This is a genomic window from Janthinobacterium sp. ROICE36, from assembly GCF_002869965.1.
Classification (GTDB): Bacteria; Pseudomonadota; Gammaproteobacteria; order Burkholderiales; family Burkholderiaceae_D; genus Janthinobacterium.
The window spans coordinates 23,433-50,154 of record NZ_PEBS01000027.1 but is presented as its reverse complement, the minus strand read 5'-3'; the positions used below and the strand labels follow the sequence as shown (position 1 = coordinate 50,154).

At 60.3% G+C, this 26,722-nt stretch carries 16 protein-coding genes; 2 read left to right on the top strand and 14 right to left on the bottom strand.

Features of this window, described 5'->3' with window-relative positions:
- Window positions 1-101 precede the first annotated feature (101 nt).
- From typA to CSZ94_RS13080, 14 genes are all read right to left on the bottom strand, one after another.
- Window positions 102-1,934: a translational GTPase TypA gene (gene typA, locus CSZ94_RS13145; RefSeq protein ID WP_102121908.1), complete on the bottom strand. Its 1,833-nt coding sequence runs from the start codon at window positions 1,932-1,934 to the stop codon at window positions 102-104.
- Between the two features lie 205 nt (window positions 1,935-2,139).
- Window positions 2,140-3,075 (bottom strand): tRNA pseudouridine(55) synthase TruB, encoded by a 936-nt coding sequence (gene truB / locus CSZ94_RS13140; RefSeq protein ID WP_102121907.1) that lies wholly within the window; start codon window positions 3,073-3,075, stop codon window positions 2,140-2,142.
- 2 nt (window positions 3,076-3,077) lie between these two features.
- On the bottom strand, window positions 3,078-3,500 hold the full coding sequence (gene rbfA / locus CSZ94_RS13135; protein WP_034782531.1) for a 30S ribosome-binding factor RbfA: 423 nt from the start codon (window positions 3,498-3,500) through the stop codon (window positions 3,078-3,080).
- A 116-nt stretch (window positions 3,501-3,616) separates the two neighbouring features.
- Window positions 3,617-6,475, bottom strand: a complete 2,859-nt coding sequence (infB, locus tag CSZ94_RS13130; RefSeq protein WP_102121906.1) for a translation initiation factor IF-2 — start codon at window positions 6,473-6,475, stop codon at window positions 3,617-3,619.
- Between the two features lie 46 nt (window positions 6,476-6,521).
- On the bottom strand, window positions 6,522-8,087 hold the full coding sequence (nusA, locus tag CSZ94_RS13125) for a transcription termination factor NusA (RefSeq protein WP_102121905.1): 1,566 nt from the start codon (window positions 8,085-8,087) through the stop codon (window positions 6,522-6,524).
- Window positions 8,084-8,572, bottom strand: a complete 489-nt coding sequence (gene rimP / locus CSZ94_RS13120) for a ribosome maturation factor RimP (RefSeq protein ID WP_102121925.1) — start codon at window positions 8,570-8,572, stop codon at window positions 8,084-8,086. The genes nusA and rimP overlap by 4 nt, the downstream gene beginning before the upstream one ends.
- A 341-nt stretch (window positions 8,573-8,913) precedes the next feature.
- Window positions 8,914-11,019: a 23S rRNA pseudouridine(2605) synthase RluB gene (gene rluB / locus CSZ94_RS13115; protein ID WP_102121904.1), complete on the bottom strand. Its 2,106-nt coding sequence runs from the start codon at window positions 11,017-11,019 to the stop codon at window positions 8,914-8,916.
- Window positions 11,012-11,794, bottom strand: coding sequence for an SMC-Scp complex subunit ScpB (gene scpB, locus CSZ94_RS13110; RefSeq protein WP_102121903.1), 783 nt, complete (start codon window positions 11,792-11,794; stop codon window positions 11,012-11,014). The genes rluB and scpB overlap by 8 nt, the downstream gene beginning before the upstream one ends.
- Window positions 11,795-12,192: 398 nt before the next feature.
- Window positions 12,193-13,212: a glucokinase gene (locus CSZ94_RS13105; protein WP_102121902.1), complete on the bottom strand. Its 1,020-nt coding sequence runs from the start codon at window positions 13,210-13,212 to the stop codon at window positions 12,193-12,195.
- A 390-nt stretch (window positions 13,213-13,602) separates the two neighbouring features.
- A complete protein-coding gene (locus CSZ94_RS13100; protein ID WP_102121901.1) occupies window positions 13,603-14,565 on the bottom strand; it encodes a VTT domain-containing protein in 963 nt (320 codons plus the stop codon).
- A 27-nt stretch (window positions 14,566-14,592) separates the two neighbouring features.
- Complete coding sequence (locus CSZ94_RS13095) at window positions 14,593-16,284, bottom strand: ABC transporter ATP-binding protein (RefSeq protein WP_102121900.1); 1,692 nt, start codon at window positions 16,282-16,284, stop codon at window positions 14,593-14,595.
- 9 nt (window positions 16,285-16,293) lie between these two features.
- Window positions 16,294-17,403, bottom strand: a complete 1,110-nt coding sequence (locus tag CSZ94_RS13090) for an ABC transporter permease (protein ID WP_102121899.1) — start codon at window positions 17,401-17,403, stop codon at window positions 16,294-16,296.
- A 9-nt stretch (window positions 17,404-17,412) separates the two neighbouring features.
- Window positions 17,413-18,351 carry an ABC transporter permease gene (locus tag CSZ94_RS13085; RefSeq protein ID WP_070219240.1) on the bottom strand — a complete coding sequence of 313 codons (939 nt, stop codon included), beginning with the start codon at window positions 18,349-18,351 and terminating at the stop codon, window positions 17,413-17,415.
- 28 nt (window positions 18,352-18,379) lie between these two features.
- Window positions 18,380-20,221: an ABC transporter substrate-binding protein gene (locus CSZ94_RS13080; protein WP_258000960.1), complete on the bottom strand. Its 1,842-nt coding sequence runs from the start codon at window positions 20,219-20,221 to the stop codon at window positions 18,380-18,382.
- A gap of 621 nt (window positions 20,222-20,842) precedes the next feature.
- Between CSZ94_RS13080 and CSZ94_RS13075 the strand changes: the two genes are divergently transcribed.
- Both CSZ94_RS13075 and CSZ94_RS13070 read left to right on the top strand, forming a co-directional pair.
- A complete protein-coding gene (locus CSZ94_RS13075) occupies window positions 20,843-23,623 on the top strand; it encodes a TonB-dependent receptor (RefSeq protein ID WP_102121897.1) in 2,781 nt (926 codons plus the stop codon).
- A 177-nt stretch (window positions 23,624-23,800) separates the two neighbouring features.
- On the top strand, window positions 23,801-26,470 hold the full coding sequence (locus tag CSZ94_RS13070; RefSeq protein ID WP_102121896.1) for a TonB-dependent receptor: 2,670 nt from the start codon (window positions 23,801-23,803) through the stop codon (window positions 26,468-26,470).
- Window positions 26,471-26,722 lie beyond the last annotated feature (252 nt).

Genomic DNA, 26,722 nt, shown 5'->3' with positions numbered 1-26,722 from the left:
GATGCCAGAACGGCAAACCCGCTGCGTCGCATCACCGCAAGGTTATGCAAGCACAGCGGGTCTGGTTGGCGCGGCGACGCAGCGCCGCACCACTACAACAATTACGCGTCGCGGCCGGCGCGCTTACGCTCGTTTTCTTTCAGGAAGCGCTTGCGCAGACGGATCGATTTAGGCGTGATTTCAACCAGTTCGTCGTCGGCGATGAATTCCACCGCGTATTCCAGCGACATTTGCACTGGTGGTACCAGGCGCACTGCTTCATCGGTACCCGACGAACGCACGTTGGTCAGCTGCTTGCCCTTGATCGGGTTGACGACCAGATCGTTGTCACGCGAGTGAATGCCGATGATCATGCCTTCGTACACTGGATCGTTGTGGACCACGAACATGCGGCCGCGATCTTGCAGTTTCCACAGGGCGTAGGCAACAGCGGCGCCGTCATCTTGCGAGATCAGCACGCCGTTACGACGGCCAGCCATTTCGCCACGGGTGTTGTCGACTGGCGCGTATTCGTTGAATACATGGCTCATCAAGCCGGTGCCGCGGGTCAGGGTCATGAATTCGCCCTGGAAGCCGATCAGGCCACGCGCCGGGATCAGATACTCGAGACGCACGCGGCCCTTGCCATCCGATTCCATGTTTTGCAGGTCGCCACGACGACGGCCCAGCTCTTCCATGACGCCGCCCTGGTTGACTTCTTCCACGTCGACCGACAGGTTTTCAAACGGCTCGTGGCGCACGCCATCGACCATCTTGTAGACCACGCGCGGACGCGATACGGCCAGCTCGAAACCTTCGCGACGCATGTTTTCGATCAGAATCGTCAGGTGCAATTCGCCACGGCCCGATACTTCAAAGATCGTGTCGTCGTCGGTCGGCGCTACGCGCAGAGCAACGTTGGCTTTCAATTCGCGGTCCAGACGGTCACGCAATTGACGCGAGGTCACGAACTTGCCTTCGCGGCCAGCCAGTGGCGAGTTGTTGACCATGAAGTTCATGGTCAGGGTTGGCTCGTCGACGGTCAGCATAGGCAGCGCTTCCGGGGTATCGAGTGCGCACAGGGTCGAACCGATGCCGATTTCGTCGATACCGTTGATCAGGCAGATGTCGCCGGCGACCGCTTCGTCTACCAGCACGCGCTCCAGGCCCTTGAAGTTCAGCACCTGATTGATGCGGCCTTTGACAGGCGTGGCGCCCGGACCGTTGATGACCAGCACGTCCTGGCCGACCTTGACGGTACCGCGGTTGACGCGGCCAATGCCAATCTTGCCGACGTACGACGAGTAGTCGAGCGAGGTGATTTGCATCTGCAGCGGGCCTTCCGGATTGTCATCACGGACAGGCACGTGTTGCAGGATGGCATCGAACATCGGCTTCATGTCGCCGCTGCGCACGTCTTCGGTCAGGCCGGCATAGCCGTTCAGGCCCGAAGCGTAAATGATAGGGAAATCCAGTTGTTCTTCGGTAGCGCCCAGTTTGTCGAACAGTTCGAACGTCTGGTTGATGGCCCAGTCCGGACGTGCGCCCGGACGGTCGATCTTGTTGACGATGACGATAGGCTTCAGACCCAGTGCCAGCGCTTTGCGCGTGACGAAACGGGTTTGCGGCATCGGGCCTTCTTGTGCATCGATCAGCAGCAGAACCGAGTCGACCATCGACAGAACACGTTCCACTTCGCCGCCGAAGTCGGCGTGGCCTGGGGTGTCGACGATGTTGATGTGGGTGCCTTGGTACTCAACAGCGCAGTTCTTCGACAGAATCGTAATGCCGCGCTCCTTTTCCAGGTCGTTCGAGTCCATGACTCGGGTGTCGACCGCTTGGTTTTCACGGAAGGTGCCGGATTGGCGCAGCAGCTGATCCACCAGCGTGGTTTTGCCGTGGTCAACGTGGGCGATAATGGCGATATTACGAATTGCGCGTTTTGTATTTGACATGGTCGTAGTAGTTACTGAAAAACTGCGGAGTGCGTACAAGGTGTACGAGATACCCGAATGCTAATCTATTTCCGGAACCGCGTAGTATAGCATGTTGCGTTGCAACGCTATCTAAAAATGCTGGCGGCTCCCGCAGTCGGGGACGGTTTGTTAAAAAAAGCGACACTGCTTGAAGAGTATCGCTGGGTGATGACATTAAGATGACTTATTGATGCGCCGTGGCAATGAGGCGTTCGGGCGCCAGGATGCTGTATTCCTGCAACTGGCCCGTGCCCAGCAGCTTGCTGTCGTGATACACGCGCACCCTGCCCGGTTCGGCTGGTACGGCGACCTCTTCCTTGCCCAGTGCGATGCGCTGGCCGTGCAGGAAACGCTTGGCCAATTCTTCGGTCAGCTGGACGGCGGGGAAACTCGACAATAATGCATCGACGGGCGCCAGCAAGCTCAGCGGCGCGGCATGCGCCGTCAGCTCGTCCAGGGTGACGACGCCGTCCAACGTCAGGCTGCCCACCTGCGTGCGGCGCAAGGCGTTCAAATGACCGCCGCAACCGAGGGCATGACCGATGTCTTCGCCCAGCACGCGGATATACGTGCCCTTGCTGCACATCACGGACAATTTCAGGAAAGGGGCTTCATAGCCGAGGAACTCAAGCTTGTGGATGGTCACCGGGCGCGCTTCGCGCTCCAGGGTGATGCCGGCCCTTGCATACTCATATAAGGGCTTGCCGTCGCGTTTCAAGGCCGAGTACATGGGCGGCGTCTGCAAAATCGGCCCGCGGAACTGCGCCAGCACGGCTTCGATCTGCTCCGGCGTCACATTCACGTCGCGCGTTTCCAGCACTTCGCCTTCCGTGTCGCCCGTATTCGTCGTCTGTCCCAGGTGCACCAGGGTTTCGTAGGTTTTATCGGCTTCCAGCAAGTCCTGCGAGAACTTCGTTGCCTCGCCAAAGCACAGCGGCAGCAAGCCTGTGGCGAACGGGTCCAGCGTGCCCGTATGGCCCGCTTTTTTCGCGTTCAGCACACGCTTGGCCTTGATCAGGGCGTCGTTGCTGGACCAGCCCACGGGCTTATCGAGCAGCAAGACGCCGTCGACCAGGTCGCGCACCCGCTTGATGCCGGGTGGTTTCTTCGGACCTGCCACTGTTATTGCTCGTCCGCTTTGTCTGCTGGCTTTTCGTCCGGCTCGGCGTCGGCCGCGCGCGTGGCGTTGGCCTTGTCGATCAGCAAGGACATTTCCATGCCGCGCGACGTCGAGCTGTCGTGCACGAAATGCAGCATCGGCAGGGTATGGATGTGCAGGCGCTTGCCCAGCAAGCCACGAATGAAACCAGACGCGGCCATCAAGCCTTCGGTGGTGTTCTTGATGGCTTCCTTGCTGTCTTTCAACATCGTGAAAAACACCTTGGCATGCGCGTAATCGGGCGTGATCTGCACTTCGGTGATGGTGATCATCGTGCCCACGCGTGGGTCTTTCAATTCGTAGGCGACGATTTCAGCCAGATCGCGCTGGATCTGGTCGGCCACGCGCAAGCCGCGCGCTGGCATGGTTTTGCTATGTTTAGCCATGATATATGCTGTCCTAAGTGCCGCAGGGCGCATGAGTCAAACGGTTGCCCGTTGACCAATGCGCCCCACGTGTTTGCGCGGACATCATTATGTCCGCGCCATTGTTCTTGCTGAGATTACAGGGTACGAGCGATTTCCTGGACTTCGAACACTTCCAGCGTGTCGCCAACCTGAATGTCGTTGTAGTTCTTCAACGACAGGCCGCACTCCAGACCGGCGCGAACTTCTTTCGCATCGTCCTTGAAGCGTTTCAGGGAGTCGATCTCGCCGCTCCACACCACGATGTTGTTGCGCAACAGGCGGACGGAAGAAGCACGCTTGACCACGCCATCGGTGACCAGGCAACCGGCAATCGCACCCACTTTCGAGACCAGGATAACCTGGCGGATCTCGACCTGGCCGATGACGGTTTCGCGTTTCTCTGGTGCCAACATGCCGGACAACGCCGATCTGATCTCGTCGATCGCATCGTAAATGATGTTGTAGTAGCGAATGTCCACGCCATTCGACTCGGCCAGCTTGCGTGCCTGGGCATCAGCACGGGCGTTGAAGCCGATGATGACCGCTTTCGAGGCGACTGCCAGGTTGACGTCCGATTCCGTGATGCCGCCGACGGCCGCGTGGACAACTTGTACGCGCACTTCGGAGGTCGACAGTTTCTGCAACGAACCAACCAGCGCTTCTTGCGAACCTTGCACGTCGGTTTTGATGATCAGCGGCAAGTTTTTCACTTCGCCTTCGGCCATCTGGTCGAACATGTTTTCCAGTTTCGCAGCTTGCTGCTTGGCCAGTTTCACGTCGCGGAACTTACCTTGACGGAACAAACCAATTTCACGCGCCTTGCGCTCGTCCGCCATGACGACGACTTCTTCACCGGCAACCGGCACTTCCGTCAAGCCCTGGATTTCGACTGGAATCGAAGGCCCCGCTTCAGCGATGGATTTGCCGTTCTCATCGAGCATGGCGCGAACACGGCCATACGAAGAGCCAGCCAGAATCACGTCGCCGCGTTTAAGGGTACCGGACTGCACCAGGATCGTCGCGACAGGACCACGGCCCTTGTCCAGACGCGCCTCGACAACCAGGCCGCGCGCAGGCGCATCGACCGGTGCCTTCAGTTCCAGCACTTCGGCTTGCAACAGCACTTGTTCCAGCAGATCGTCGATACCCTGACCCGTTTTGGCCGACACTGGCACGAATGGCGATTCGCCACCGTATTCTTCCGGCACGACTTGTTCGGCAACCAGTTCCTGCGTCACGCGGTCCACGTTACCACCCGGTTTGTCGACCTTGTTGATCGCCACCACCAGCGGCACGCCGGCTGCTTTCGCATGGGCAATCGCTTCTTTCGTTTGCGGCATCACGCCATCGTCGGCGGCAACCACCAGAATGACGATGTCGGTTGCCTTGGCGCCACGGGCACGCATCGCGGTAAACGCTTCGTGGCCCGGGGTGTCGAGGAAGGTGATCATGCCGCGTGGCGTATCGACGTGGTAAGCGCCGATATGCTGCGTAATGCCACCCGCTTCGCCGGAGGCAACCTTGGCGCGACGAATGTAATCGAGCAGCGAGGTCTTACCATGGTCGACGTGACCCATGACGGTGACCACCGGTGCGCGTGGCTTGCTTTCGAAGTGCGCGTGTTCGCCCACATCGGCCAGCAGCGCTTCGGGATCGTCCTGTTCGGCGGCAAACGCCTTGTGGCCCATTTCTTCCACCAGAATCATGGCGGTTTCCTGGTCCAGCACCTGGTTGATCGTGCACATCTGGCCCAATTTCATCAAATGCTTGATGACTTCGGAGGCCTTGACGGACATTTTGTGCGCCAATTCGGCCACGGTGATCGTTTCCGGTACGTGCACGTCTTTGACGACGGCTTCCGTAGGTGCCTGGAAGTTCGATTCACGGTCGTCATGGTGCGTCGGGCGACGGCCCTTCGCGCCACCGCGCCAGCTGTCACGACCGCCTGGGCCGCTATTGCCGCGTGGCTTGGGACCACCGGTGGTGCCGCGTTTTTTCGCGTCATCGGACCAGGTGGACGACACATTGGCCGACTTGATGGATTTCCTGTCTGCAACAGCAGGCTTCTTGTCGCCCGGCTTGTCGCCAGCTTTCTTGTCAGCAGGCTTATGCAAGGTGCCTTCCGGCGCCTTCGGCTTCACCGGAACCGGGACCGGTTCAGGTGCCTTGATGGCGCGGCGTGGCGCGTTCATCATGGCCTTGATCTGGGCGACTTCGTCGGCAACAGCCTTGCGTGCACGGTCAGTGGCTTCCGCTTTATCAGCGGCTTCCTTGGCGGCAACAGCAGCGGCAGCGGCTTTCTTCTTCGCTTCTTCAGCGGCAGCAGCTTTTTTCGCTTCAGCAGCGGCGTCGTCAACGACAGGCGCAGCGGCGCTGGCGGCAGGCGCAGCAGCAGCCTTGGCAGCCGCTTTCTTGGCTTCCGCGTCCGCTTCTTTCTTCGCAGCCAATTCAGCCTGTTGCGTGGCTTTCGCCTGGGCTTCTTTTTCCGCGTCGAGCTTGGCCAGACGTTCTTGCTTTTCGCGCAGATCGGCTTCCTGGCGGGCGATCAGTTCAGCCTGTTTACGGGCGTCTTCTTCACGGCGCGCCACGTCGGCGGGATCGATTACCGGTGCGGCAGGCGCGACCGGTTCTGCTGCGACCGGCGCAGCTTCGTCACGCTGGACGAAAGTGCGTTTCTTGCGCACTTCCACCTGGATGGTGCGCGATTTGCCGGTGGCGTCAGCTTGCTTGATCTCAGTCGTTTCCTTGCGGGTCACGGTGATTTTTTTCTTTTCTGTGTCAGCCGCTGCGCCGTGTGTGCGGCGCAGATGATCCAAAAGCTTGTCCTTATCATCTTTCGACAATGGATCTGACGTCGAACTTTTTTCGACGCCGGCAGAACGCAGCTGCGTCAGCAGCAAATCTGCAGGCATCTTCAGTTCGGTGGCAAATTGGGCTACGTTGTTACTCGCCATTCAGTCCTCTTTTCTATGTGTCGCGGAGATGATAAAGATACTCAAATTAAGCCTTTGCGGATTCGGCCAGACTCCATGCCTTGGCTTGCAACGCCTTGGCACGATCGTCATATTTCGAGTCAACCAACTTCATCTCATCGTCGGTCACATCTTTAAATTCACTTGTAATCAGTTCACGCGCACGGTCCGCAGACAAGGCCAGGATTGCGCCAAATTCGTCGTATGCCAGTGCTGCAAATGCTTCAACGGTCTTGATACCAGCCAGACCCAGCTTGCCGGCGGTAATGCGGTCCATGCCTTCCAGACCCACTAACGCCTCGTCCATGCCTTCCAGACCCTCTTCCGAAGCAATCGCTTCGGTCACGAGCGCATCACGCGCACGGGTACGGAGTTCATTGACGGTATCTTCGTCAAACGATTCGATTTCCAGCATTTCGGAAATTGGCACGTAAGCGATTTCTTCCAGACTGGCGAAACCTTCTTCTACCAGAATATCGGCCACTTCCTGGTCGACATCGAGCTTTTCCATGAACAGGATGCGCACGGCAGCCGTTTCCTGGGCAGCTTTGTCAGCCGATTCTTCGGCCGTCATGATGTTGATCTTCCAGCCGGTCAGGTCCGAGGCCAGGCGCACGTTCTGGCCGGAACGGCCGATCGCGATTGCCAGGTTTTCTTCGTCCACGACGACATCCATCGCGTGTTTTTCTTCATCGACCATGATCGACGACACGTTCGCCGGCGCCAGGGCGCCGATGACGAACTGCGCCGGATCTTCCGACCACAGCACGATGTCGACACGTTCGCCACCGAGTTCGCCGGTGACAGCCTGCACGCGCGAACCGCGCATGCCGACGCAAGTACCGATCGGGTCGATGCGCTTGTCGGCCGTGTAGACGGCAATCTTGGCGCGCACGCCGGCATCGCGGGCTGCGGATTTGATTTCCAGCATGCCTTGCTCGATTTCCGGCACTTCCAGTTCGAACAGCTTCATGATGAATTCTGGTGCGGTGCGCGACAGAATCACTTGCGGGCCGCGCATATTGCGGTCGATGCGCAAGATGAAAGCACGGACACGGTCGCCGATACGCAGATTCTCTTTCGGGATCATCTGGTCGCGTGGCAGACGCGCTTCGATCTTGCCCGATTCAACGATGGCGTCGCCACGTTCCATGCGCTTGATGGTGCCGGTGACGAGCGAATCGCCGCGTTCCAGGAAATCGACCAGGATCTGTTCACGTTCGGCGTCACGCACGCGCTGCAGGACGACCTGTTTGGTATCCTGGGCGAAACGGCGGCCGAACTCAACGGATTCGATCGGTTCTTCGATGTGGTCATCGATTTCGATATCGGAAATCTGTTCTTTTGCTTCGAAATGCAGGATCTCCTGATCCGGCAATTGCAGGCCCGCTTCATCGGGCACCACGTGCCAGCGGCGGAACGATTCGAATTCGCCCGTTTCGCGGTCGATCGAAACGCGGATGTCTACCTCACCCTCATACCGTTTCTTCGTGGCTTGCGCCAACGCGAATTCCAGGGCGCCGAAGACGACATCTTTATCGACGTTTTTTTCGCGCGCCAGCGCGTCAACCAATAATAAAACTTCGCGGCTCATGCTTTGCGTCCCTTAAAAACCACCTGCGGCACCAAGCGTGCCTTATCCACATCGGCGAGCGTAAACTCCAACATCGCCGGACCATCCTTACCTTCAAATTCCAACGACAATTTATCGCCCACGGGTTCTTGCAAGAGCCCCTGGAACGATTTCCGGTTGTTCGTACCCGGCATCGCCACAGTCAGCTTGACGATGATTTCCTGGCCTGCGAAACGGACAAAGTCTTCCAGCTTGCGCACCGGACGGTCCAGACCCGGGGAAGAAATCTCGAGACGCTCGTAAGGAACATTCTCTACCGTCAACACATGCGATAACTGGTGACTCACCGCGGCACAGTCTTCGACCGTGATCGGACCTTTTTCAGCGGCATCGGCGGCGCTGAAATCAATAAAGACGCGCAGCAGCCCGCGCTCGGCACGTTCGACATCAACGAGCTCATAGCCCAGACCTATAACTGTCTTTTCAATTAATCCCAACTGCTGCAAGAAATTCTCCAGAAATAAGGCCCGTTTTCGGCATGACAGCGCCATATAGAGCGCCGACAACATGCAAAAACACGCATTCAAGTCATATATGGCCCCTTGCGGAGCCATGACAAACGGTTCAACAAAAAAAAAATGGGCATCTGCCCATCTTTCTGTATTTCCCCAACCAGATAAGCACTTCCCGCCAAACAACCCTGCGGAGAACTTTTATTAGGCTGCAGATTATAACCTCTTATTAACTTCGCCGCAATGCCGCACACAAGGAGCAGCCCGGCTTACAACAGTTACAAGAGCGCACGCCCGCAGCAGATTATCGGGCGCGCAAGAAGAAATTCCCTGAATTAACCTTTGCTGCGACGGCGCGGCATGCCATCCATGCCGCCACGGTCCATGCCGCCACGCGGCTGACCACCGGAACGCGCTTGCCCACCGGCACCGCCCGCATTGCGGCGCGGACCCGTGTTGGCGAAGCCAAAGGTCGTTTGCAGCGGATCGGGCTGGCGCGGACCGCGCTGCGGCGCGCGACCTTCAGCACCGGCCGGACGCCCCTGGCCCTGCCCTGCCGCACGCGGCGGACGGCCCTGGCCTTGCGGCGCGCCTTCGAACGATGCCGACGAGCGCGGCTGGCCACCCTGGAACGGACCTTGCGGCTGACCACGGCCCGGACCACGCGCTTCGCCTGGACGACCGGTGCCACCTGGACGACCCTGGCCTTGCGGACGCGCAAACTGGCCTTGCGGCTGACCACGGCGCGGCGCCACGGGGAAGGGATCGGCGTTGCGGTTGCTCACATCGATGCGGTTGCCATTCGGCTCGTCATCGCGGTCCTTGCGTTCGACCTTGCGCGCTTCGCGGCCCTTGGCGGCACCAGCGGCACGGGGGTCGCCCGATGCCGGCATTTTCTTTTCGATACCGTAGGCGGTCAACAGATCGCGCACGGTATTTTCTTCCATTTCTTCCCAACGGCCGCGCTTCAAGCCGCTTGGCAAGGTCATGGCGCCGTAACGGGTACGGATCAGGCGCGAAACGGTCAGGCCGATGGCTTCGAACATGCGGCGCACTTCGCGGTTACGGCCTTCGCCGATCACCACGCGGTACCACTTGTTGATGCCTTCGCCGCCGCCATCGGCGATCTTCGAGAACTGCGCCAGGCCGTCTTCCAGCTCGACGCCGGCCAGCAGCTTCTGGCGCATGCCTTCTTCCAGCTCGCCCAGGGTACGCACGGCGTATTCGCGGTCGATGCCGTAGCGTGGGTGCATCAGGCGGTTGGCCAGGTCACCGGAGGTGGTAAACAGCAGCAAGCCTTCCGTGTTGAAGTCGAGACGACCAACGGCCAGCCACTTGCCCGCCTTCATGGTCGGCAAGCGGTCAAATACGGATGGACGGCCATCCGGGTCGTTGTGGCTGACGATTTCGCCGGCCGGTTTGTGATACACCAACACTCTTGGCGGCTTCTTGCTGACGCGGCGCTGGATCAACTTGCCATTGATGCGCACGTGGTCGCTTGGCAGAATGCGCTGGCCGATGTGGGCTGGCTCGCCATTCACGGACACGCGGCCCGACATGATCAGGTCTTCCATGTCGCGGCGCGAACCGAGACCCGCTTCGGCCAGCACCTTGTGCAGCTTTGGCGCGTCGTCGTCGGACGTCAGGTCGCGGCGCACGGCCACTTTTTGCACGCGGCCTGTGCCGCCTTCTTCGCTGTCGAACGCGTCGGAGGTAACAAACGAGAACACGGCGTCGGCGTCGCTGAGCTTACCGGGCGCAGCCTGGCGGCCCTTGCCCTTTTTACGGCTCTTGCCGGCATTTTTGCCAGCGCCCGGCACGTCGTTGCGCGGACCGCGCGGCAGGCGCGGGCCGGACACGAGGTTGCCTTCGGCATCGAACACATCGGCGACAGGCGCGGCAGCTTGCTCTGCGGCAGGCGCTGCTGCCACTGCTTCGGCGGCTTGCGGCGCTTCGGCGCGCGGCGGCTGGCGCAGCGCGCGTTCCGCTTGCACGCCACGCATCTGACGCGGACCGCGCGTCGGGCGTGCTTCGGCCGGCTTGTCAGCGACGACTTCCGGCGCCGTTTCAGCGACGGCGGCAGCGGCCTTGGCGGCGGCGCGGGCGCGCGGCGGACGCGGGGCCGGGGCGCTGACAACTTCAGCAACCGCCTCGGCAGCCGCTTCTGCGGCGTCGGCCACGGCCTTCAGGGCTGGCTTGGCGCGGGTTTTCTTAATGGCTGGAGCAGCTTTTGCGGCAGAATCGCCAGCGGCAGCGACGGGCGCGTCGGCGGCCACGTCGGCTTTCGTGCGGCGCTTCGGCTTGGCAGCGACGCTGTCGCCGGCAACCGCAGTTGCAGCCACTGCGTCAGCTTCGATCTGGGCCTTGGTGCGGCGCTTGGGCTTGGCAACGATGGCTTCGTCGCTGGCGGTTACTGTCTCGGGTGTGTTCGGATTATTCATTCTTCGTTTCTTGGCTGTGCTGACCTGGCGCAGCGTCAACCGTTAGTTCTGGCGCAGGGTCGTGAGTGTAGGCTTCGTCCATGGGCGAAGTATCGGGGCCGGCATCAAGGCTTGCTGTCACATCTGTCACAGCCGTATTGCTACCTGCACCAAGCTGGGGGGCAAGCTCATTGCTTGCCTTGTCAAAATTTTCCTGCAGGGCCGCTTCCAGGGCTTCGAGCCCATTGCCCTGCATTTCACTGATTTGCTGCAAAGGCGGCAGCTGGGACAGCGAATGCAAACCCAGGTCATCCAAAAACTGCTTGGTGGTGGCCAGCAAGGCCGGCCGCCCCACCACGTCGCGGTAGCCGATGGCATCGACCCAGCCACGGTCTTCCAGCATCTTGATCGTCTGCGAATTGACGGCAACGCCGCGAATTTCCTCGATATCGCCGCGCGTCACCGGCTGGCGGTAGGCGATGATGGCCAGGGTTTCCAGGGTCGCCCGCGAGTACTTGGGCGGCCGCTCGGGCGTCATGCGATCCAGATACATCTTCATTTCCGGGCGGCTTTGAAAGCGCCAGCCCGAGGCCAGACTGACGATCTCGATGCCGCGCCCATCCCATTCCTGCCGCAATTCTTCCAACAATTGCTTGATCGTGTCGGCACCGACGCCGACACCGCGCACGCCCTCGTCCGCATCGACGAACAGCTTTTTCAGGCTGTGGATCGTCAGCGACTCACGAGCGCACAGCAACGCGGTTTCGAGGACTTTTTTAGCCTCAATTGTATTCATAGCAATTCTGTGCGGATGTGTGTTGCAATTCGTATGCAGAGAAAGAAATCAAAAACGTACATTTCAACGTAACAGATGGCAGACATCACTGATGACGCCGTGCTGGGTTACTAATTGAGGCTGTTTTTCCGACGCCTTGGCCGATGCGCGCAAAGCGGGACTGAAGCGGATGCAGTGAAAGTCCTGTCATCCATGGTGCTGGCCTTAAATAACCAGCAATGAAACGAACTGCGGAGCAGCAGCTTTTCCCGTGGCGAGCAAGCAGCCAGACAGGAGAGCGACTGTCGTCGTTTCATCCAACGATGCCAATTGTACCTGATAAAAAGCGGAAAAGCGCAAAACCGGGTAAAACACGCGTTTTACCCGGCCCTGGCGCGACACATCGCCCGCACCCCGCATCACAGGGAGGCGAGTTTCTCCGAGAGAATGGCCGATGCGCCCAGGAAAGCTGGATACTGCGCCGTGATGACAAAAGTCGGCACTTGCGACACATAATTGGCGAAGCGGCCCTTGCGCTCGAAGCGGGCGCGGAAACCGGAGCGGTCGAAGCGCGGCCCGAGGCGCGGCACGATGCCGCCGCCGATATAAATACCGCCTAGCGCGCCCAGGGTGACGGCGACGTTGCCCGCCACCGTGCCCAGCATGCAGCAGAACGCTTCGATGACGTCGTCGCACAGCTGGGATTCCCCGGCCAGCGCGCGGCGCGTGATTTCCGCCGCCGGCAAGTCTTCTGCCGGCACGCCCGCGCGGTCGGCCAGGGCGCGGTAGATCAGTTCCAGGCCATCGCCCGAAATCAGGCGCTCGGCCGAAACGTGCTCGTATTCGCGCCAGGCGAATTGCAAAATGCTCACTTCCACTTCATTGAACGGCGCGAAGCTGACGTGGCCGCCTTCGCTTTGCAGGGCGATCCAGCCGCCGTGCGACGGAATCAGGCCCGACACGCCCAGGCCCGTGCCGGCGCCAATCAGGCCGATGGCCGTGTTCGGGCGGGCCGTGCCCGCGCCCACCTGGTGCTTTTGCTCGCTCGACAGCTGCGGCAAGGCGCGCGCCAGGGCCGTGAAATCGTTGACCACGTCCAGGGTCGTGAAACCGCACTCTTCGCGCATGGCGCGGATCGAGAACGACCAGTGGTGGTTCGTCATGCTGAGGAAATCGCCGTCGACGGGATTGGCAATGGCGATCATGGCATGGCGCACGGCTTGCCCGCCGGCGGCAGCGATGTGCGGCAGGGCCAGGTAGGCTTGCAGGGCGGCAGACAGGCTCGGGTAATCGGCACAGGGCAGCACTTCCACCAAGGTAATGTGGCCGGCGGCCACTTCCAGGGCGAAACGGGCATTGGTGCCGCCCACGTCGGCCAGCAGGCGCGGTCCATCGGCAAAGGCGGAAGTCGGCAGTACGGGGGAAGACGAAGCGCTCATGATTTTAAATGATGAAGTGGGACGCATGGGACGCCAAGCTTAAAGGATGAAGGCGCCCGGAGGCAAGCAAAGTTTGTAGTTTAAGTACATCAAATCTAGCCTTTATTGGTAGTTCCACTCCAAATGCAACAGGCAGTGCCAAAATTGCTTAGGAATAATGATTTATAGTAAGTACTTGCACTCAACAGGCGCGCGAAAAGCATGCTGCACAGCAGCAGGAATCGCCTTGAAAACAGAGTATGCCGGAGTTTGCGCAAAGACGCTTTGTACGCGGCGCTGCAGGCGTGGCGCTGCCATCCCGGTGGCGCCGCAAAGGTGTTTTCGTATTATTACTACCGGTTTTTACGGCCGGTTTTTACTGGCAAGCTGGCGTGCCAGAGGCAGCGCAAATCAGGATGGCAAGCCTTCGCCCAGCAGGCTGGCAGGCGCCGACTGGTCGGAGCGGTAGGCGGCATTCCACGCATCGAGGCCGCCATGCAGGGGCTTGGCGCGATGAAAGCCGTGCTGGTGCAGCAGCTTGGCCACTTGGGCGGCCGTCACGTCGTTGGGACAGCTGCAATACACGATGATGTGGCGGTCCTTGTCCATGGCAATCATGGCGGGCACGGCTTCCTTGCCATTGAAGAACAAGGCGCCCGGCACGGCAGGTTCAAGCGCCTGCGCCGTGGCGCTGCGCGCATCGACCATCAGCGGCTGCTCGCCCTGCTCTATGAGTTCGAGCAATTCATCGATGCCGATACGCTCGATTTGCAAGGCCTGGCGGAAACGCCGGCGTTCAAGGAATTTGTACAGCAGGAACAAGCCCAGCAAGGCGGCCAGCATCAGCAAGGCCGTGCTGCCCATGGTGCTGAGCAAGTCGAGCACCTGTTGCACGCTGGCGTGAAAGATCACGCCGACGACGATGCCCGTGCCACTCCACAGCAAGGCGCCCAGGCCTGCGTACAGGAAGAACAGGCCCGGCGGCGTGCCCAGCGCGCCCGACATGGGCGCGGCCACGGTATTGAATCCAGGCACAAACTTGGAGACGATCAGGGCTTTCGGCCCCCAGCGCTTGAATTTGTCTTCCGTCTGGCTGACGCAGTAATCGGGCGACAGCGAGATGCGGCACAGCAGCCGCAGGATGCGCTTGCCGAAATGCCTGCCCGCGCGGAACCACGTGAAGTCGCTGATCAGGCAGGCGCCCAGCGCAGCGGCCAGCACCAGCCCCCCATTCATGTCGCCATCGACGGCCAGCGCCCCCGCCACTACGAGGATGGGAAAGGCGGGAATCGGCAGGCCGAGCTGCTCCACCAACACGATGCCGAAGACAATCAGGACACCGTAATGTTCGAGCAGGTAAATGAGGTTGGGCATGGGCACTATCTTACCGTAAAAGTGAATTTAAGCCTGGACGCCTTTCGGGATGGCGCTGAGCAAGGTGCGCGTGTATGGATGCACGGGATTGTGGTACAGCTCATCCGAATCGGCCAGCTCCACCACTTGCCCCTTGTGCATCACCATCACCTGGTCGGCGATGTATTTGACGACGGACAAATCGTGCGAGATGAAGATGTACGACAATCCGAATTCATCCTGCAAATCCTGCAGCAGGTTCAATACCTGCGCCTGCACCGAGACGTCCAGCGCCGACACGGATTCGTCGCAGACGAGGATTTCCGGCTGCATGGTGAGGCAGCGGGCAATCGCGATGCGCTGACGCTGGCCGCCGGAAAACTCATGCGGATAGCGGTGGAAAGCCTGTTCCGGCAGCCCCACCTTGTCGAGCAGCCAGTAGGCCTTGGCGATGCGTTCCTGGTCGTTCACGCCGATCTTGTGGATGCGCATCGGTTCGAGCAAAATCTGCCCCACCGTAAAGCGGGGGTTCAGCGAGGCGTATGGATTCTGGAAGATGATCTGGATGCGGCGTTTGTACGGCAGGTATTCCTTGTTCGGCATGGAAATTAAATCTTTGCCGTGGAACATGGCCGTGCCGCCCGTCGCCTGGTGCAGGCGCAGCAGGGTCAAGCCCACCGTCGTCTTGCCGGAGCCGGATTCGCCCACCACGCCCAACGTTTTGCCGCGCGGTAAAGTGAATGACACATCCTTGACGGCCTGGAACTCGCGCTTGCCGAACAGGCCGACACGCGTGTAAAAGCTTTTACTCAGATTATTCACCACCAGCACGGGCTCGTCGCCCGGCGTATAGCCGCGCGTGCGCTGCTTGACTTCCACGCCGGGGCCGGCCTTGCCTTCCATATAGTCGGCAATCACGGGCAAGCGCCACGGGCGCTGGTCCAAGGACGGGCGGCAATGCAGCAGGGCTTTTGTATAAGCGTCGGTCGGCGCCTCAAATACCTGGCGCACTTCCCCCGTCTCGCGCACCTCGCCGTGGCGCATGACGATCACCTGATCGGCAATTTCTCCCACCAGGCCCAGGTCGTGGGTAATGAACAGCACGGACATTTGATGCTTCTTTTGCAGCGCCGCGATCAAGTCCATGATTTGCTTCTGGATCGTCACGTCCAGCGCCGTCGTCGGTTCGTCGGCGATCAACAGTTTCGGTTCGCAAGCGATCGCCATGGCGATCATCACGCGCTGCTGCTGGCCGCCCGACATCTGGCTCGGGTAGGCGTCGATCTTGGTGGCGGGATCGGGAATGCCCACTTCTTCGAGCAGCGCCAGCGTGCGCGCGCGCGCCTGCTTGCGGTTCATGCCCATGTGCTGGCGTAACACTTCGGCAATCTGGAAACCCACCGTAAACACGGGGTTCAGGGACGACATCGGCTCCTGGAAGATCATCGAGATATCCTTGCCGCACATGGTGCGCCGCTCGGCGATCGACAATTGCAGCAAATCGCGCCCGCCGAAATGGATGCTGGAAGCAGGATCGATGATGGTGTTATCTGGCGGCAACAAGCCCATCACGGCCAGCGAGCTGACGGACTTGCCGCTGCCCGATTCGCCCACCAGGGCGACGGTGCTGTTGCGCGGCACGTTGAACGAGATGCCCTTGACGGCTTCGAACGTGGTCTTCTTGTCCAGGCGGAAGGTGACGCGCAAATCGCGCACTTCCAACAGGTTATTCTGGTCCATGAGCAACTCCTATTTCACTTTGGGGTCGAGCGCATCGCGCAAGGCATCAGTAAACAGCGAGAACGCCGTCACCAGCACGGCCATCGCCGTGGCGGCGGCGGTCAGCTGCCACCATTTGCCCAGGATCAGTTCATTTTGCGCCTCGTTGAGCATGCTGCCCCACGAGACGGTGCCCACCGGCACGCCAAAGCCGAGGAAACTCAGAATCACTTCGGCCTTGATGAAGCCCACCACCAGAATCGACATTTGCACCAGCGCCACGTGGCTGACGTTGGGGAAGATGTGGGAAAACATCTTGCGCCAGTGCGAGGCGCCGATGGCGTCGGCCGCCATCACGTATTCGCGCGCCTTGTGCTTGATGTATTCGGCGCGGATCAAACGGTATGGCCCCGTCCAGCCCGTCAAGCCCAGGATCAGCACGATGGTCAGCACGCCCTTTTGCTGCAGCACGGCCGCCACAGTGAGAATCATCAGGATCGATGGAATCGACGTAAAAATGCTGTAGAACCAGTTGAAGAAATCATCGACCATGCCGCCGAAGTAGCCGGACACGGCGCCAAACAAGGTGCCCAGGACCACGGCCAGCAAGGCTGCCACCAGGCCCACGACGATCGACGTTTCGCCGCCCTTGATGGTTTTCTGGACGATATCGTGGCCCCACTTGTCGGCGCCGAACGGCAGGGTTGCCGCCTTGTGCGCGATCAATTTTTTCGTCTTGCCCATGCCGGCGCGCAAGGCCGTCAAGTCGTCGGCCAGCGGGTCGGTGACGCCGTACATCTCGACGCCAGCCGATGGGTTACTACCCATCTGCGCGCGCAGTTCGGCGATATCGTCGGCCAGCGGATCGAGCACGTTGACGGGTGTGGGCGCGCTGCGCTCGTCCGTCACGGGCATCGCGCCATCGGCGGCGACATCCTTGTCGGCGCCCACAAACGTGGGCGGCGCATAGCTGACGGCCACTTCGTCTTCCCAGTTCGAGGCCACCAGGCCGCTGGCGGACGCCAGCACCAGCAGGAAAAAGGCGCCGACCACGGCCAGCGATACCATTGCAATCTTGTCGCCGCGCAAACGGCGCCACGCCAGGGCCCACAGGCCGGGCGATGTATGAGGTTTCGACATCGTCTCTTTCTACTTCAGTTGTACGCGAGGATCGACCGCCTGGTACAGCAGGTCGGTGAGCAGGTTGAAGAGCATGGTGGCGGCGGCAACATACACGGTGATCGCCTTGATCACCGGAAAGTCGCTGCGCTCGACGGCCAAAATCACTTCACGCCCGATGCCGGGGATGCCGAAAAAGCGTTCCAGCAGGAAAGCGCCGATCAGCAGGGCCGGCAAGTTCGACATCACATAGGTAATGATGGGAATGCCGGCGTTGCGCAGCACGTGCACCCACATGATGCGGCCTTCCTTGAGACCCTTGGCGCGCGCCGTGCGCACGTAATCCTGGTTCGCCTCGTCCAGCACGAAAGTGCGGAACAGGCGCAGGGTCGGCGCGATGGAGACGGCCAGGCCGATCAAAATCGGCAGGGTCGAATAGCGCAGCAGGTTTTCCCAGAAGCTGTCGCCCCAGCCCTGCACGGGGAACAGGCCCAGCTTGTAGGCGAAGCCGTACTGGAAGACGATGATGTAGACGAGGATGGAAATCGACATGCCCACCGTGCAGGCGATCATCACCATGCGGTCCGTCAGCGAACCGCGCACGAAGGCGATGGCCAGCGCCAGCGCGACGCCAAAGAAGGTCTCCAGCACGGTCAGCGGAATCAAGACCATCATCGACGGCCCCAGGCGCGAGGTGATGATGTGCGACACGGATTCCCCCGTCGCCCAGCTCTGGCCGAAGTCAAACGTGACGATCTGCTTGATGAAGATCCACAGTTGCACATAATACGGCTGGTCGACGCCGAGCTGGCGGCGGATGTTGGCGATGCTTTCCGCACTCGACATCTTGCCGGCCAAAATATACGCGGGATCGCCGCCTACCCAGTTGAACAGGATAAACACCAGCAGGACGACGCCCAGCATGGTAGGCAGCATCTGCCACAGGCGGCGCAGGATATAAGCAAACATAATGATTCCTTGTTTTTATAAGCTGCGCTTATTTTTTAGCCGAGTCAGCAGCAGGCGCCACTGGCGTGCCCGTGCTGTCGATATCCATATACGCCCACTCCTGGAACAGGATCGGGTGCTTCTTGTAGCCTTGCACCGTCTTTTGCGCCAGCATGTTGCGGTAGCGCGCATAGCCGATCAGGGCGCCCGCATTCACTTCCAGGCGGCGCGCCATCTTGTGGAACAGCTCATCGCGCTCGGGGCTGGCCGGCATGGCCTGGCTGGCCGCGTACCATTTATCGTATTCCGGGTCCTGGTAGCAGCCATTGTTGTTCTGGTGCGTGTTCGGGCCGTAGAACAGCTGCATGAAATTGTCGCCGTCCGGATAGTCGGCCAGCCACGGCGCCGTGCGCGTCTGCATCTTGCACTGTTTTTCCGTCTTTAAAATGTCGGAAAAGATCATGCGGTCGTTTTCCATGCGGATGCCCAGCGAGTTGTACGTCTTGCGCCACATTTCCGCCTGCAGCACGCCGTTCGCCTCATTGCGCGAAGCGTAGCGGATCAAGAGCGGCTTGCCATCTGGCAAAGTACGCCAGCCATCGGCGCCCTTCTTGTAGCCGAATTTATCCAGCAGTTTATTCGCCAGCACGGGATCGTATTGCAGCAGGGATTTGTAGTGCGGATCGTAGCCGACGACACCGGGCGGTATCGGATAGTCGAGGCGCTTGGCTTGGCCATTCCAGATGATGCGGATTTCTTCATCGATATTGTGCGCCATGGCAATGGCGCGGCGCAGGGCGATCTTTTCCTTGCTGAAGCCACCCAGGGTCGGGTCTTGCATATTCCAGTAGTAATAGCTGATTTCCGGGTCCAGCAGGCGCGACAGTTGCACGCCCTTCTCCGCCAGCTCGGGACGCAGCTTGCCGTTGAGCAGCGCTTTTGGCGCCAGCGGGCCGTCGAGCCAGAACACGTCCGTGCCGCCGCTCTGGAACGACAGCCAGCGCGACTGGTCTTCGATCATCACGGAAATTTCAATGCGGTCGATGGCGGGAATGCGCTTGCCCTGCATCTGGCGCACGATGCGCTGATCATCCGGGTCGTCGCCGGCCATGAAATTCCACGTCTCGGGCAAGTGCTGCGGGTTGCGGTTCAAGACGATGCGGTTGCCGCGCGTCCACTCACCGAGCGTGTAGTAGCCGGTACCGACGGGATTCGAGCCCACTTCGCCCTTCACGTCGCCGTATTTTTCCACCACTTCGCGCGCCACGGCGGCCGTCGGCACGTAGGCGAGGATCATGGGAAAGTTGAAATCGGTCTTGGTCAGCGTGATGCGCAAGGTGTACGGGTCAAGGATTTCCAGGCCCGCCACCTTCTTGTTGAAATCGAGTTTGTTCGTCTTGGCCGCTTCCTTGGCCAGCTCGTCCAGGCCCACTACCTTGCCTTCGAACAGCCAGCTGTGCGGCGAGGCCAGGCGCGGGTCGAACAATCGCTTCCACGAATACACGTAATCGGCCATCGTCAGTTCGCGGCGCTTGCCGCCGAACGCGGCGTCGGGCGTAAACAAAATGCCTTTTTTCAGGCGGATGGTGTAAGTCTTGCCGTCGCTTGATACTTCCGGCATGGCGGCGGCGGCGCCCGGCACCACCTTCACGGGGCGCGCCAGGTAGTCATACGTGTACAGGGTGTCGAAGACGGCCTGCGTGATGTGGTTCGAATACAGGTCGCGCGCGGTAGCCGGATCGAAGCCCGTCTCGGCAGCCGGCAGGATATAGCGCAAGGTTTTCACCGGCGCGGCCGCGGCGGCAGGGGCGGCATCGGCGGCAACGGCCGCCAGCGGCAGGGTGGCCAGGCAGGCGAGCAGCGCCACGCGCCGCATCCATGGTGACTTCATGTAATACCCTTCATCTCGATTATCTGTCGCACCGTATTGGTGCGCTTGTACTGGCTTCCCCCTGGGATACAGGATTCCACCGCCAAAACCAGTCCATCCTCGCAAGATCTGTGCCTTGTTTGTCGCCAGCCTGCCCGCGTACAGACGAGCTGGAAAAAGGCGTAACGATAACGCATATTTTGTTCGCCGGGAGAAAAGCCGCAGCACTGGCGTGACGTGCAGCCACGCTCGCCTGCCTCGAGGGAAGAATTTTCCGCAGCGCAGCATAGGCAAGAGGATGCCATGAGAAATCCACCTGGCGGTAACCCTTACGGCCGCCAATGACAACTGTTTTTATGACAGTACGGAAAATACGCATCGCAGTGCAACATTAAAATAATTGCAAATATTGAAACATATTCACATTATAAAAACACTGTTGTTTCCATGCTGAAAGAGCATACGTACGCGTTGACAAGGTTTCTCGGAAAATGATCTTATCGATGACGGCACCTTATAAAAATGCCTCCTTATCCACAGCGATTGCCGACGCAGCAATCTTTATCACCCTGGCAAAGCTGTGCCGCACGACGGCCAGCCGAGCTTACTTTCGGAGTTCTGAGAATGATGATGGAAACAGTGATGTCCCGCTCCGTACGCCTGATTTTTTCGGGTAGCGTAGCAGCGCTCAGCCTAGGCATGATGGCTGCGCCGGCAATGGCGCAAGACGCCAATGTGCAACGTGTGGAAATTACAGGCTCGAGCATCAAACGGGCCACGGCCGAGACCGCATCACCGGTACAGGTCATCACCCGCGACGACTTGATGAAATCGGGCAAGGCCACCGTCGCCGAATACCTGCAAACCCTCACCGCCGATGGCGCCGGCTCCCTGCCAACGGGTTTCGGCAACGGTTTTGCTGCCGGTTCGACTGCCATCTCGCTGCGCGGCCTAGGCGCCACCTCGACCCTGGTCTTGCTCAATGGCCGCCGCATGGCGCCGTTCGCGCGCGCTGACGATGGTCAGAAAAGCTTTACCGACCTGTCCACCGTGCCGATGCAGATCGTCGAACGCATCGAAATCCTCAAGGATGGCGCTTCGTCGACCTACGGCGCGGACGCCATCGCCGGCGTCGTCAACATCATCCTGCGCAAGGACTTCGAAGGCCTGACCCTGAAGGGCGACACGGGCATCTCCGGCGACAGCGACGCCAAGCAGCACCGTGCCTCGCTGACCTTTGGCAAGGGCAACCTGGATACGGATAAATTCAACGTCGTCGTCAATGCCGAATACAGCAAATCGGACATGCTGATGAACAACGAGCGCTCCGGTCGCAAATGGATAGGCAAGGCTGACCTGCGTCCGTATGGCTATGCGATCAACACCCAGTTCGCCGGCGGTTACATCAACGGCAACAACGATGCGAATGCCTCACCAGCGGGCCTGATCCGCGACCCCGTCACCAACAACTATGTCTCCCTGCCCGGCTGCTCCACCTTGTCCGTGTCTTCACCGCAAGATCCGAAAGGTGGCTGTCTGTGGCACCACGACCAGTTCCGCTCGATGCAGCCGAAGATCGAATCGATCAACCTGTACACGCGCGGCACCTGGCAAGTCAATGCCGATACCCAGGTGTACGCGGAAGCGGGCTATTCGAAGCGCGATACGGCCTTTACCCTGATACCACCGTCCATCACGCCGACCATTGCCTTCCCGCCGAATGCCGCCAGTCCGACTGGCGTCGTCAACTACGGCTCCGGCGCCGGCACCACCATCGTGCTGGCTGCTGGCCACCCGCAAAATCCGTATGGCGTACCGGTGCGCGTGCGCTACCAGGCCTTCGACGTGGGCGCCAGCACGCGCCAGGCCAACAATGAGTTCAACCGCATCGTGCTCGGCGTCAAGGGCAACGCCATGGGCTGGGACTACGATGCCGGCTATACGCATTCGGAATCGAAGCTGCACCTCGATTACAGCAACATGCTCAACATGGCCGTCGTCAAGGATGCCCTGGGCAATCCGAATAGCAAGTATTTCCCATACTACATCGGCGCGCAGGCGAACAAGAATCCGGCCTCGCTGTACGCGGCCATGGTGACCAACGCCACCTCCGATTCCACCACCAAGCTCGACATCATCGACTTCAAGGCGTCGCGCGAGCTGATGCAATTGCCCGGTGGCGCCTTGGGCCTGGCCGTCGGCGCGGAACACCGCCGCGACAAGCTCGACAATCCTTCGCTGTCGGGCACGGAAAACGGCTCCATCAACTCCAGCTATGTCGCCGCCAAGGGCGACAGCAAGGTCTCGGCCGTATTCCTGGAAGTGCTGGCGCCCGTCTTCAAGACGGTTGAACTGTCGGGCGCCTTGCGTTACGACAAATACGACCGTTTCTCGTCGACCACACCGAAACTGGGCGCCAAGTGGACGCCACTGAAAACCTTCGCCGTGCGCGGCACGTATTCGGAAGGCTTCCGTGCTCCAGGACCGGCCGAAAGCAATGCCAACTCGCAATCGACGGGCACCTCGACGGTGAGCGATCCCGTGCGCTGCCCGGGCGGCACCCGCCTGCCGGGCGCCAATGCCAGCGACTGCGAACTGCAAGTGGCGGCCGTCAAGATCGGCGACCCTAGCCTCAAGCCGGAAAAATCCAAGGGCTACACCTTGGGCCTGGTGTGGGATCCGTTCAACGATACCAGTCTGTCGCTCGATGGCTGGAAGATCAAGCGTGAAAACGAGATCAATCCGCTGCCGTACAACGAAGCGGCCGCCCTGCCGACCGCCATCCGCGCCGACAACAATCTGACCATCAATGGCGTCGTCACGCCGAACACGGGCACCTTGCTGATCACCAAGGCGCCGTACCGCAACTCCAGCTTTACGGAGATCAAGGGGATCGACCTGGACATCAAACAGCGCGTGCGCCTGGGCGACTACGGCCGCGCCACGTTCGGCCTGACCTGGACCCACATCGCCTCATGGGTGCGGGCCGAGTCGTCCACCGTGAGCTACCAGTTCGCCGGTACGCATGGCAATTGCGACACCTCCAACTGCGCCGGCACGCCAAAGGACAAGATCAATCTCACCGGCTCGTGGGACCTGGGCAACTGGAACGTCAGCGGCGTGCTGAACTACCGCTCGGACATGAAAAACATTCTGTTTGAAGGCAAGCCGTGCGCTTCCAAGCTGGCCGATGGCAGCGCGGCGCCGAACGGTTGCAAGCTCGCCTCGTTCACCACGCTCGACCTGTCGAGCCGTTGGAACGTCAACAAACAGTTGCAATTATTTGCTTCGATCAACAACGTGACCGACAAGATCGCGCCGCTCGACCCGCTGACCTACGGCGGCATGAGCTACAACCCGATGGATGCCAGTGGCGCCATCGGCCGCTACTTCAAACTGGGCGCCAGCTACAAGTTCTTCTAAGCTGACAGCTGTATCCTGACGCAAGGCGGTGAGCAATCACCGCCTTTTTTCGTCCGTGACTGTGGCGCCAGGTCACTCATCCGCACGCATATTGCGCCAGCGCAAACCTTATCTGCTGCGCACCTGTAAAACTCCCTTGCAAGCCACTTGGCCAAACCCACGCCACAGGAGTGTCAGATGACGCAAACCCGCAGTCCCTCCCCTACCTTACGCCTGCTGTGCGCCGCCTTGCTCGGCGCGTATGGCCATGCGGCCATGGCGCAGGATACCGACGCAGCCGGCACGCCCGCCATGCAGCGGGTCGAAGTCACCGGTTCTTCCATCAAGCGGCTGGTTTCGGAAACAGCCACCCCTCTCTCCATCTTCAAGGCCGAAGACTTTGCCAAGCAGGGCCTGACCACGGCCCAGGAAGTGCTCAGCAAGATACCCTCGAATTCCTCCAGCATGGGCAGCGGCAATGCCGTCGGCGGCAATACCAGCGGCTTGCCCACGGGCGGCCAGGCCAGCGCCGACTTGCGCGGCCTGGGCGGCGACAAGACCCTGGTGCTGCTCAATGGCCGGCGCATCGCCAACCATCCGTATGACGGCGCCAGCGTCGACCTGAACATCATTCCCATCGCCGCCCTGGAGCGCGTCGAAGTGCTGCGCGACGGCGCCTCGGCCATCTACGGCACGGACGCCATCGGCGGCGTCATCAACTTCATCACCAAGCGCTCCGTCAACGTCACGAATATCACCGCCGAAGTCGTCGCGCCCGAGCACAAGGGGGCTGGCGAACACCGCATCAACCTGTCGACGGGCTTCGGCAAGCTCGATACGGACGGCTACAATATTTTTGGCGTGGTCGATTACCACAAGCAGAATGTACTGACCTCGCAAGACCGCGCCTTCTCGGCAACGGGCATCGTCCCCTCGCGCGGCCTGTCGCTCACCAGCGGCACCACTTTCCCCGGCAACTACTTCGATGCCGCAGCCAACGGCGGCAAGGGCCTGGCCGGCAATCCGTATGCGGCCACCGGCTGCAACCCGCCCCTGTCCGTGGCGGCGGCCAACGGCACCTGTCGCCAGGATTACACGCGGCAGATCGACGACCTGCCGGCACAGGAGCAAATGGCATTCTTCGGCAAGGGCGCCTTCAAGCTGGGCGGCGGCCACTTGGCCACCGTGGAATATCTGCATTCGGAAAACAAGGTCAAGGCGCGCACTGCGCCACCGCCACAAATAGGCTTGATCTTGCCCAATACAAGCAAATACTATCCGGGCAATGCGGGCGGCGTGCCGGCCCAGCCGGGCCTGTCCGGCCAGCCTCTGAGCGTCAACTGGCGCCCCGTCGAAGCGGGCCAGCGGCAGATCGATTCCACTGGCAAGGCGGACCGCCTGGTGCTGGCCCTCGAAGGCGAACTGGCGGGCTGGGACTACAAAACGGGCCTGAGCCACGCCATCAGCAAGTCGTCGGAAAAATTTACGGGCGGCTATGTGCAGGATGCGTCGTTTGCAGCCGGTGTGCTCAATGGCATACTGAACCCGTTCGGCATGCAAGACACGGCCGGCAAGACCTACCTCGACAGCACGGCCCTGCGCGGCGAAGTGCAGAACGCCAAAGTCACCACCACGGGCTTCGACATCAAGGGCAGCCGCGAACTGATGCAACTGGCCGGCGGCCCGCTGGCGATCGCACTGGGCGGTGAACTGCGGCGTGAAAAAGCCGACTTCAATGTCAACCGCGATATCGCCAGTCAGGCTACCAGTTCCGGCTTGTCCGGCTCGCTCTCGAAGAGCGGCTCACGCACGATCCAGGCCGTCTTCGGCGAAGTCAACTTGCCATTAATCAAGGATCTGGAAGTGCAGCTGGCCGCCCGCTTCGACCATTACAGCGATGTGGGCAGCACCACCAATCCCAAGCTGGCCCTGCGCTACCAGGCCAGCAGCTCGCTGGTGCTGCGCGGCTCGGCCAGCACGGGCTTCCGCGCTCCCACCCTGTTTGAAAAGAATGCGCCTCCGTCGAAGAACGATACCAACGATTCCTACGACGATCCCATCCTCTGCCCAGGTGGCGTGCCGCAGCCGGGCGCCAATCCCCTGCGCGATTGCGACTTGCAGCAATTCAAGCTGCAAGGCGGCAATGAAAAGCTGAAACCGGAAAAATCTACCACCTTCGCCTTCGGCCTCGTACTCGAACCAGTCAAGGAAGTCACCGTCGCCATCGATTACTGGAACATCCATCTGAAGGACAAGATTTCATCGTTGCCCGAACAGTCGATCTACGGCAACTACGAAAAATACAAGGCCTTGTTCCTGCGCAATCCCGACGGTTCGCCTTTCGCCATCCTGGACTTGAACGACAACCTCGGCGAAGTGAAAACCGACGGCATCGACGTCAGCCTGAATGCGCGCCTGGGCCGTGGCGCGTATGGCGATTTCAGCGTGTCGGTCGACGGCACCTGGACCCACAAGTATGACTACCAGAACGAGCGCGGCGGCGAATTCATCGCCAACGTGGGCCGCTATGCGGACAACAATCCCGTGTTCCGCTGGAAACATACGGCGGCGTTGAACTGGCGCATGGGCAACTGGGGCGCCACCGTGTCGCAATCGTTCAAGTCCGGCTACACGGACCAGAACCAGGTCGATCCGCAATACCGCCACGATGTGCCCTCCTACAGCCTGCTGAACGTGTCGGGCAGCTATGCGTGGAAAGGCATGCTGCTGACGGCCGGCGTGAAAAACCTGCTGGACAAGGAACCGCCGTTCTCGAACCAGGGCACCCTATTCCAGAAAGGCTATGACCCGCGCTACACGGACCCGCTCGGGCGCGCCTACTACTTGCGTGGCAGCTATACGTTTTAAGGGGAATTTTCAGGTCGATAGATAACACAGGCAGCGCTGGCAACAGCGTGCCAGCAACAGAAAAGCGGCGCCATCAGCGATGATGTGCGCCGTTTTATTTTACCCATCTGAGCACGTCTGACAAGGGCTCACGATACTTTATTCCTGAAGCAATGCAAAAAAAATAGCAAAATGTTGCATTTCGTCCAAAAAATCCGCACGAAATTGACAATCTGAATCATGAATGTTTTGATGAAGGCCCTGAAAATTTAC

Coding starts and splice junctions, on each gene's coding strand:
- typA (WP_102121908.1), bottom strand. CDS start 1,934: ATGTCAAATACAAAACGCGCAATTCGTAATATCGCCATTATCGCCCAC.
- rbfA (WP_034782531.1), bottom strand. CDS start 3,500: ATGGCTAAACATAGCAAAACCATGCCAGCGCGCGGCTTGCGCGTGGCC.
- infB (WP_102121906.1), bottom strand. CDS start 6,475: ATGGCGAGTAACAACGTAGCCCAATTTGCCACCGAACTGAAGATGCCT.
- nusA (WP_102121905.1), bottom strand. CDS start 8,087: ATGAGCCGCGAAGTTTTATTATTGGTTGACGCGCTGGCGCGCGAAAAA.
- rluB (WP_102121904.1), bottom strand. CDS start 11,019: ATGAATAATCCGAACACACCCGAGACAGTAACCGCCAGCGACGAAGCC.
- scpB (WP_102121903.1), bottom strand. CDS start 11,794: ATGAATACAATTGAGGCTAAAAAAGTCCTCGAAACCGCGTTGCTGTGC.
- CSZ94_RS13105 (WP_102121902.1), bottom strand. CDS start 13,212: ATGAGCGCTTCGTCTTCCCCCGTACTGCCGACTTCCGCCTTTGCCGAT.
- CSZ94_RS13100 (WP_102121901.1), bottom strand. CDS start 14,565: ATGCCCAACCTCATTTACCTGCTCGAACATTACGGTGTCCTGATTGTC.
- CSZ94_RS13095 (WP_102121900.1), bottom strand. CDS start 16,284: ATGGACCAGAATAACCTGTTGGAAGTGCGCGATTTGCGCGTCACCTTC.
- CSZ94_RS13090 (WP_102121899.1), bottom strand. CDS start 17,403: ATGTCGAAACCTCATACATCGCCCGGCCTGTGGGCCCTGGCGTGGCGC.
- CSZ94_RS13085 (WP_070219240.1), bottom strand. CDS start 18,351: ATGTTTGCTTATATCCTGCGCCGCCTGTGGCAGATGCTGCCTACCATG.
- CSZ94_RS13080 (WP_258000960.1), bottom strand. CDS start 20,221: ATGAAGTCACCATGGATGCGGCGCGTGGCGCTGCTCGCCTGCCTGGCC.
- CSZ94_RS13075 (WP_102121897.1), top strand. CDS start 20,843: ATGTCCCGCTCCGTACGCCTGATTTTTTCGGGTAGCGTAGCAGCGCTC.
- CSZ94_RS13070 (WP_102121896.1), top strand. CDS start 23,801: ATGACGCAAACCCGCAGTCCCTCCCCTACCTTACGCCTGCTGTGCGCC.